This is a genomic window from Collinsella sp. CLA-AP-H1 (genome assembly GCF_040092945.1).
GTDB lineage: Bacteria > Actinomycetota > Coriobacteriia > Coriobacteriales > Coriobacteriaceae > Collinsella.
Genome location: NZ_JBBNKO010000009.1, coordinates 78,196 through 85,531, shown reverse-complemented (window position 1 = coordinate 85,531; position 7,336 = coordinate 78,196). Strand labels below are relative to the sequence as shown.

The 7,336-nt window shown below is 64.3% G+C and carries 6 protein-coding genes; 4 read left to right on the top strand and 2 right to left on the bottom strand.

The window, feature by feature from the left end; translation table 11 throughout:
* Nucleotides 1-110: 110 nt before the first annotated feature.
* Both AAAV44_RS06510 and AAAV44_RS06505 read right to left on the bottom strand, forming a co-directional pair.
* Entirely contained in the window at nt 111-1,229 is a 1,119-nt protein-coding gene (locus tag AAAV44_RS06510; protein WP_349115078.1) for an IS256 family transposase, read from the bottom strand.
* 250 nt (nt 1,230-1,479) lie between these two features.
* Nucleotides 1,480-3,696: an acyltransferase family protein gene (locus AAAV44_RS06505; RefSeq protein ID WP_349115076.1), complete on the bottom strand. Its 2,217-nt coding sequence runs from the start codon at nt 3,694-3,696 to the stop codon at nt 1,480-1,482.
* A gap of 186 nt (nt 3,697-3,882) precedes the next feature.
* On the opposite strand from AAAV44_RS06505, the gene AAAV44_RS06500 reads away from it, so the two are divergent.
* From AAAV44_RS06500 to AAAV44_RS06485, 4 genes are all read left to right on the top strand, one after another.
* The gene (locus tag AAAV44_RS06500) at nt 3,883-4,845 is read left to right on the top strand and encodes a ribokinase (RefSeq protein WP_349115075.1); all 963 of its coding nucleotides are present in this window, start codon (nt 3,883-3,885) and stop codon (nt 4,843-4,845) included.
* A gap of 30 nt (nt 4,846-4,875) precedes the next feature.
* On the top strand, nt 4,876-5,850 hold the full coding sequence (locus tag AAAV44_RS06495; protein ID WP_349115073.1) for a nucleoside hydrolase: 975 nt from the start codon (nt 4,876-4,878) through the stop codon (nt 5,848-5,850).
* Between the two features lie 103 nt (nt 5,851-5,953).
* Nucleotides 5,954-6,442: an S-ribosylhomocysteine lyase gene (locus AAAV44_RS06490; RefSeq protein ID WP_195521906.1), complete on the top strand. Its 489-nt coding sequence runs from the start codon at nt 5,954-5,956 to the stop codon at nt 6,440-6,442.
* Between the two features lie 144 nt (nt 6,443-6,586).
* Nucleotides 6,587-7,231 carry a DUF4867 family protein gene (locus AAAV44_RS06485; protein ID WP_349115071.1) on the top strand — a complete coding sequence of 215 codons (645 nt, stop codon included), beginning with the start codon at nt 6,587-6,589 and terminating at the stop codon, nt 7,229-7,231.
* Nucleotides 7,232-7,336: the final 105 nt, after the last annotated feature.

The following is a 7,336-nucleotide window of genomic DNA, read 5'->3' as shown; positions in this document are numbered from 1 at the left end:
CGGGAAGGAGGAGGGCGCCTAGGCGCCGAAAGCGGCACATCCGCGTTGGCGAATCCGGCGTATCCGCGTTGGCGCGATTGGCGAAAATGCGTTGGTGGAAATGGTGAAAATTATATTGACGCTAACAAGGGGAAGGACTGCACGACCCTGTAGCGGCGCTTGATCTCGCGGTTGGCGCGCTCCTGGACGTTGTTGGTTCGGAGCTTGGCCCAGTGCGCCCTGGGGAAGGCCGTGAACGCCAGCGCGGAGTCCTCGGCCTGCTCGAAGACCTCGCCGGCCCTGGCGGACACCGACGCCACCCAGGGCGCCGCCTCGGCCCACACGCAGCGCGCGAGGTCGGGGTCGTCCTGGTAGACCGCGGCGTGCACGAGGTCCCTGACGGCCGCCTTGGAGTCCTCGGGCCTGCCCGAGCAGGCGCTCTGGAGGTTGCGCTGCAGATGCGTCACGCAGCGCTGCCAGGCGCAGCCCTGGAACAGGCGCGAGACGGCGGCCACGAGCCCGGCGTGGCTGTCGGAGACCACGAGGCGAACTCCGGCCAGCCCGCGCTCGCGCAGCCCGCCGAGGAACGCCGCCCAGGAGTCCTCGCTCTCGGTGTCTACCACGTCGCAGCCCAGGAAGTGCTTGCGCCCGTCGGCGCCCAGCCCGATCGCGGTCACGACGCCCTGCGAGACGACCGACGAGCCGACCCTGCAGCTCATGTAGGTGGCGTCGAGCCACAGGTAGCAGCACGGCGTGGCCGACAGGTCGCGGCGGCGGAACTCCGCCACCTCGGCGTCGAGGTCGGAGCAGAGGCTCGAGACCTCCGAGCTCGACAGCGAGGATATGCCCAGCCTGGACGCCACGCGCTCGACCTTGCGGGTGGACACGCCGCACACGTACATCTCCTGCACGAGGGCGGCCACCGAGGTGTCGACGCGCGACCATCGCGCGAGCATGCCCTCGGGGTAGTAGGTGCCGTGCCTGAGCTTGGGTATCTCGAGCTCCACGTCGCCCACGGCGGTCTTGAGCGACCTGGGGCGGTAGCCGTTGCGGCTGTTCTCCCTGCCGTCGCTGCGCTCGTTGCGGCCCGCGCCGCACATCTGCTGGGCCTCGGAGTCCATCAGCGCGTTCATCACGCCGCCCAGCACCCTGCACGCGAACTCGCGCGCGTCGCCGCACTCCTGCCAAAGCCTCGCCGCCTCGAGGGCCTCGTCGCGGCCGAGGCGCAGTACACTCTCTTCTTGGGGCATCGCCTTTCCTTCCATTCGTCACCTTCATTACTCCAACGACGAATTCTAGGCGGTGTCCCCTCCCTTTCAAGAAAGGGAAGAGGCGGGTCATGCCCCGCCTCTTACACCACATCTCTGCGCGCTACCCGGAGCGGCCTGGAATTCATCCGTAGAGGTCTTCATTGGCTGCGCCAGGAGTGTCCCTAACTGCCGGAGGGGGTGTCTGCCGTGGCAGACACCCCCTCCGGATGTGGGAAGTTTGCGCTGCAGGTTACTTGTCGGTGCCCAGCTTGTGCGGCTTGAGAGCGAGCGCATTGACGAGTGCGTCGGTGGCAGACTTGACGGCTGCCGGCTGCGGATCGTTGACGTGATCCTCGGGGTGTACGGGCAGGTCCTTCTTGACGGCATCGTGGATCAAGTTGAGGTACTCAGTCACGCCGGTGGTCGATAGGTGCGTGCCATCGCCATCGAACAGGTCGTTGCGGTTGGCACTGTATCCGTACCAATCGATAACGCGTACGTTCTTGTAGCGCGTAGCGGCGTTGGCGATGGCTTGGTTGGTAGAGCCAACCCACGGCTGCGGGCTGCGCGTGTTCACAAACACCACAATACGCTTATCTCCTGCATCGGCCATGATGGCGTCGATCTGGTCGTCGGTTACCAAGCCGTTGGTGCCCAGAGCAAAGACCACGATCTTGCCGGCAAGGTTCTGCTGGATATAGCCCTCAAATGTCGCGCGGCCCGCATCGAACTGGCGGCCCTTTTCGGCATCGATATGGCTGTGCGGGAACACGCCGTCAAAGGTGTCCACGGCACGCAGCGACACGGAGTCGCCGATCATAAGCAGATCGTAGGAGCCATCGGGGAAGCCGTCGTTGTCCTTGTCGGTGTCGTCGGCCGCCTGCTGGTCGGTGGGCGCGGTGTTCTTGGTTTCCTTGTTCAGAACTTCGGCGCCCTCGCCGCTCAGCGCAGACGTCTCGGGCACAAAGATCAGGCCGCCCAGTGCAACGACCAACACGACAGCGCAGGCTGCGCAGACAGGGACGTGCGCGCGTGCCCAGTTGGCGGGCGCGGTGGTGCCGTCGCGGAACTCGGATACGGTGCGCCCAAAGGCGCCCTTTCTAAACGGCGTCTCGATAAAGCGATAGCAGCACTCTGCCACGGCGACCACCAACAGCACCTGCAAAATGTACTGCCACCACGGTGTATCGTTGATGTTGGCGACCGGGTTCATGAGCAACAGCAGCGGATAGTGCCACAGGTAGATGCTGTATGAGCGCTTGCCAACCCACACGAGCGGCTCGGCGGACAGCGCGCGGGCAACCATTCCCTGGGGCTGCACGCAGGCCGCGATGACCATGAGCGTGAGGATCGAGCACAGCAGCGTGCCGCCGCGATACTGGAACGCGGTGTAGCCGTTGGTGAGCGCGACCATGGCGGCAAGGCCAACCAGACCCGCGATGCCCAACACATCGATGGATGCGGGCGAGGACCAAAAGCGCGCGAGGGCGCTCGGCTGAGCCGGGGTGGTCTCGGCTGCTTCGTCGGCCTTCTCGCCAGGCTTGCCCTCGGCGTTCTTGCCGTGCTTGGCGGCCCCGACCAAGCGGTCGAGCCCCAAACGACGAGCGAGACGCACCGGCGCCAGGTCGCGATCGGGGATAAAGGCCATCCAGGCACCCAGCAGCAGCGAGAACACACGGGTGTCGGTGCCGTAGTACACGCGGCTGGGGTCGGCGGCGGGGTTATAGAGCACCATCATGGCGATGGCGGAGACAGCAGCCAAGCCCAGAACCACGCGGCGCGTGTTGGGCTTGCTCATGTGCATGGATACCATAGCGAGCAGCAGCGGGGGCCAAACCAGGTAGAACTGTTCCTCGATGGCGAGCGACCAAAAGTGCGTAAGCGGCGAGGGATCGCCCAGGGCGTTGAAGTACGAGACGTTTTGGGCAATCTGCCACCAGTTGTTGAAGAACAGCAGCGACGGCAGGATATCGGGGCGCATCTTGGTGAGCATCACGTGGTTAAAGAGAGTGCACAGCGCGCAGGTTACCACTACGACGGTCACCACGGCGGGGACCAGGCGACGGATGCGGCGGATCCAGAAGCTTTTGAGGTCGATGCGGCCGGTCTTAGCGACTTCGTTGAGTAGCAGGCGCGTGATCAGATAGCCCGAAAGCACAAAGAAGATCGTGACGCCAAGCAGGCCACCCTGCGCCCACGTGAGGTTAAGGTGATAGAGCACCACTGCGACAACGGCAAGCGTACGCAGGCCGTCAAGGGCAGGGATGTAGCGGGATTTGGGCCGAGCAGGCGTCTGCTCCGCGGCGGGAGTGCTGGCGCGGCCCGCGTTGTTGGCAGAAGCGCGATGGGGGCTCGCGGTGCGTCGCGGTTCGTTGGCACGGCGTTCGCCCTTCACGCGTTCGTGCGGCGCTGGCTCGTTGCCCGTGCGGCGTCGACCGCGCGAGCCCGATTGCGAGAGTTGTTCCATAAAACATCATCCAATGACGAGAATAATCAGCACGCCTTCATTGTAGCTGCCTGCTCCTGTGAATGCTTGCTGCTGGCGCAAGCTCAAGCGCGCGTTCACATCAAAGTGAACTAAAGTTATAGAGGTGCGAGAGCACACGATTGACGGCCGACAGCGGGTGCAAAGCCCGCGGACGAGGAGGTTTCCATGGCAGATCGCGGCATCGTTGCGGTGTTCGGCAGCATGAACATGGACCTTTCGGTGGCGTGCGAGCGCATACCGCGTGCGGGCGAGACCGTCGGCGGCAGCGGGTTTATCACCAACGCCGGCGGCAAGGGCGCCAATCAGGCCGTAGCTGCCGCGCGTATGGGCGCGTGCACGCACATGATCGGCGCGGTCGGTCGCGATGCGTTCGGCGCGTCGCTCGTGGCGGGGCTCCAAGGCGCCGGCGTGGACTGTGACTTTGTAGTGCATCGCGATGACGTGGAGACGGGAACGGCGACCATCATTCGCTGCGAGGGCGACAACCGCATCATACTGTCACCGGGCGCCAACCATGCGCTTGCGGGCGCGGACGTTGCCTGCGCGCTGAGGCGTCTGGTGGCCCATGAGCTCGACGGCGGCGCCAGCGAGATTGCCCCGGCTGCCGGAAGCGTCTTTATCGCCCAGGGCGAATGCGACCTTGCGGCGACGGCCGAGGCGCTTGTTTGCGCTCACGAGCTGGGGTTCTATACGGTCTTTAATCCAGCGCCCGCCTGCGAGCTGCCTGCGGAGGTCTGGCCTGCGGTCGACCTGGTCTGTCCCAACGAGACCGAGTGCCAGGTGCTGACGGGCATTCTGCCCACGGATGACGCGAGTTGCGTCACCGCGCTCAATGCGCTGCTCGACAAGGGTGCCGGGGCTGCGGTCATCACGTTGGGCGGTGCCGGCTCGGTTTCGCTCGGCGATGGCGGTGAGCTGCTGCGCATGCCGGCACTTTCGAGTACGGTAGTCGATACCACGGCCGCCGGCGATACGTTTATCGGCGCGTTGGCGGCGGCTCACCTAGAGGGCTTGCCGCTCTTTGAGTGCATGGCCGCGGGTGCTCGCGCCTCGGCAGTGACGGTGTCGCGCCTGGGCGCTCAGCAATCGATTCCCATGCGCACCGAAGTTGAACATTGGTTTGGTTAAACGATAAAGACGGAGAAGCGGAGTAGAACAATGGCAATCAAGAAGCTGATCCTTGATCTGGATATGGGTGTGGACGATGCGATGGCGCTGGCCTATGCCATCGCGAGCCCCGAGGTGGAGCTCGTGGGCATCACCACGTGCTTTGGTAACGTGCGCGTCGAGCAATCGGCGCACAATTGCCTGGCGGTGCTCGATCTGCTGGGTCGTCCCGAGGTGCCGGTGTACCTGGGCGCCGACCGTCCTCTGCAGGCGACTGAGCCCTATACGCCGCCGGCGTCCACCGCGCTCATTCACGGCAAGAACGGCATCGGCGGCGCGAGCGTGCCCGCGTCGCCCTACGAGCCGCTGGGGGCGACCTCGGCCGACGGCAACGCTGCGGTCGATTATCTGATCGATGCCGCGCGCACCTATGGTCCCGATCTGGTCTACGTAGCGACTGGCCCGCTCTCCAACCTGGCGCTCGCCCTGGAGCGCGATGCGGCGGCGATGATGTCCATCGGCCGCGTGGTCGTGATGGGCGGCGCCCTTACCGTGCCCGGCAACGTGAGCGCGGGCGCCGAGGCCAATATGGCGAGCGACCCCGAGGCAGCCGACGCGGTGCTGCGCTCGGGCCGTAAGCTCACCATGGTGGGTCTGGACGTGACGCATCGCGTGGTGCTCACACGCCGCGACATTGCCGGCTGGACGGGCTCGGGCACCATGGCGGGCTGCGCATTTGCGAGCATGGTCGAGCACTACATTGGCTCGTACGAGATGAACGCACCCTACCTGGGTGGTTGTGCGCTGCACGATCCGCTGGCCGTTGCCGTGGCGATCGACCCCACGCTCGTAGGTGCGCTCGGCTGCAACCTGCGTGTTGATCTGCTGGGCGAGTACCGCGGTCGCACCATCTGCGATGAGCGCCGCCTGTCCGATCCGGACAAGAGCGCGCTTGTGGCACTGACCGTGGATGCTCCGCGCTTCCTGTCCGAGTTCAAGACGCGTATGGCCCGTGTCCTTGGCTAAGTTGTCTTTTTGGGACGGGGCTTTTTTGACTGGTATGATTGGTACGACCATTCGAACCAGCTAAAAGAGCCCCGTCCCAATTTGACTATCGAGAGGATCTGCCATGGAGCGCATCGCCAGCTTTTCCGTTGATCATCTGCTGCTTGAGCCCGGCGTGTATGTGAGCCGCATCGACCGCGATCCGGCGACCGGTGCTGCCGTCACCACGTTTGACCTGCGCCTGACCACGCCCAACAAGGAGCCGGTCATGAACACCGCCGAGTGCCACACCATCGAGCACCTGGGTGCAACGTTCTTGCGCAATCATGCCGAGTGGTCGGGCCGCATTGTCTACTTTGGCCCCATGGGCTGCCGCACGGGCTTTTACCTCGTTGTGTTTGGCGAGGTGACGAGTGAGGAGATCCTGCCGCTCGTGCGTGAGCTGTTCGAGTTTGTCGCCGACTTTGAGGGCGATGTCCCCGGTGCCGCTCCCGAGGAGTGCGGCAACTACCTGGACCAGAACCTTCCCATGGCTAACTGGCTCGCGCGCCGTTACCTCGACCGCGACCTGGCCGATATCGACGAGAAACACCTGCACTATCAGCAGGCATAAGGGCTTTATCGCCCAAAACGCGCGCATTGGGCGCCTTCGCTTGTGCGGGGGTGCCTTTTTGCTGAGTGGTCGGGACGAGTGTTTAAAATCGCTTATGTTTGTTCTATAATGTTCATACTGTCACATAAACGAACAGGAGCGAACATGCATATCTACTCTGTCAACGATCCCGAGTTCAAGTCCTATGGCAACGTTTGGGATAACGTTCCGTCCGAGCTTACGTCGCCCGTGCTCGAGGCGCTCTCTGCCACGCCCATTCCCGAGGGCAGCAAGTACGTTGCAAGTGCGCCGGAGCTCGAGGACGTCAAGGATGCCGACAAGCTTGGCTTTCTCATGTTTGGTGGCCGTCCCTTCCAGCTCGGCTGGTGCAACGGCCACAATACACGACTCAACTGCCTGGAGTATCACCGCGCGAGCGAATTCAACCTGGGCGCTCGCGACTTTATCCTGCTCGTGGCGCATCGCTGGGAGATCGAGGACGGCAAGCTCGACACCGCGTGCGTCAAGGCGTTTCGCGTGCCGGCGGGTACGGTCGTCGAAGTCTACAACACCACGCTCCACTACACGCCGTGCATGGTCGACGACGGTGGCTTCCAGGTGATGGTGGCGCTGCCCGCCGGCACCAACGGCCCGCGCCCCGAGGTCGCGGCCGACATGCCTGCGGCCGGCGACAGCTACTGCTACTGGAAGGCCGACAAGTGGGTCCTCTGCCATGCTGACAGCCCCAAGGCAGCCGAAGGCGGCTACGTAGGCCTCATCGGCAAAAATCTCGACATCACCGTGGACTAGCGCATCGCCCCAAACCACCACAAAGGTGCCTGTCTCCTTTGCGGTGGTTTGGGGCGGGCGGATATCGGGAAGTGCCAGACGGGGGAGGCTGCCGGGCGCCTTGCC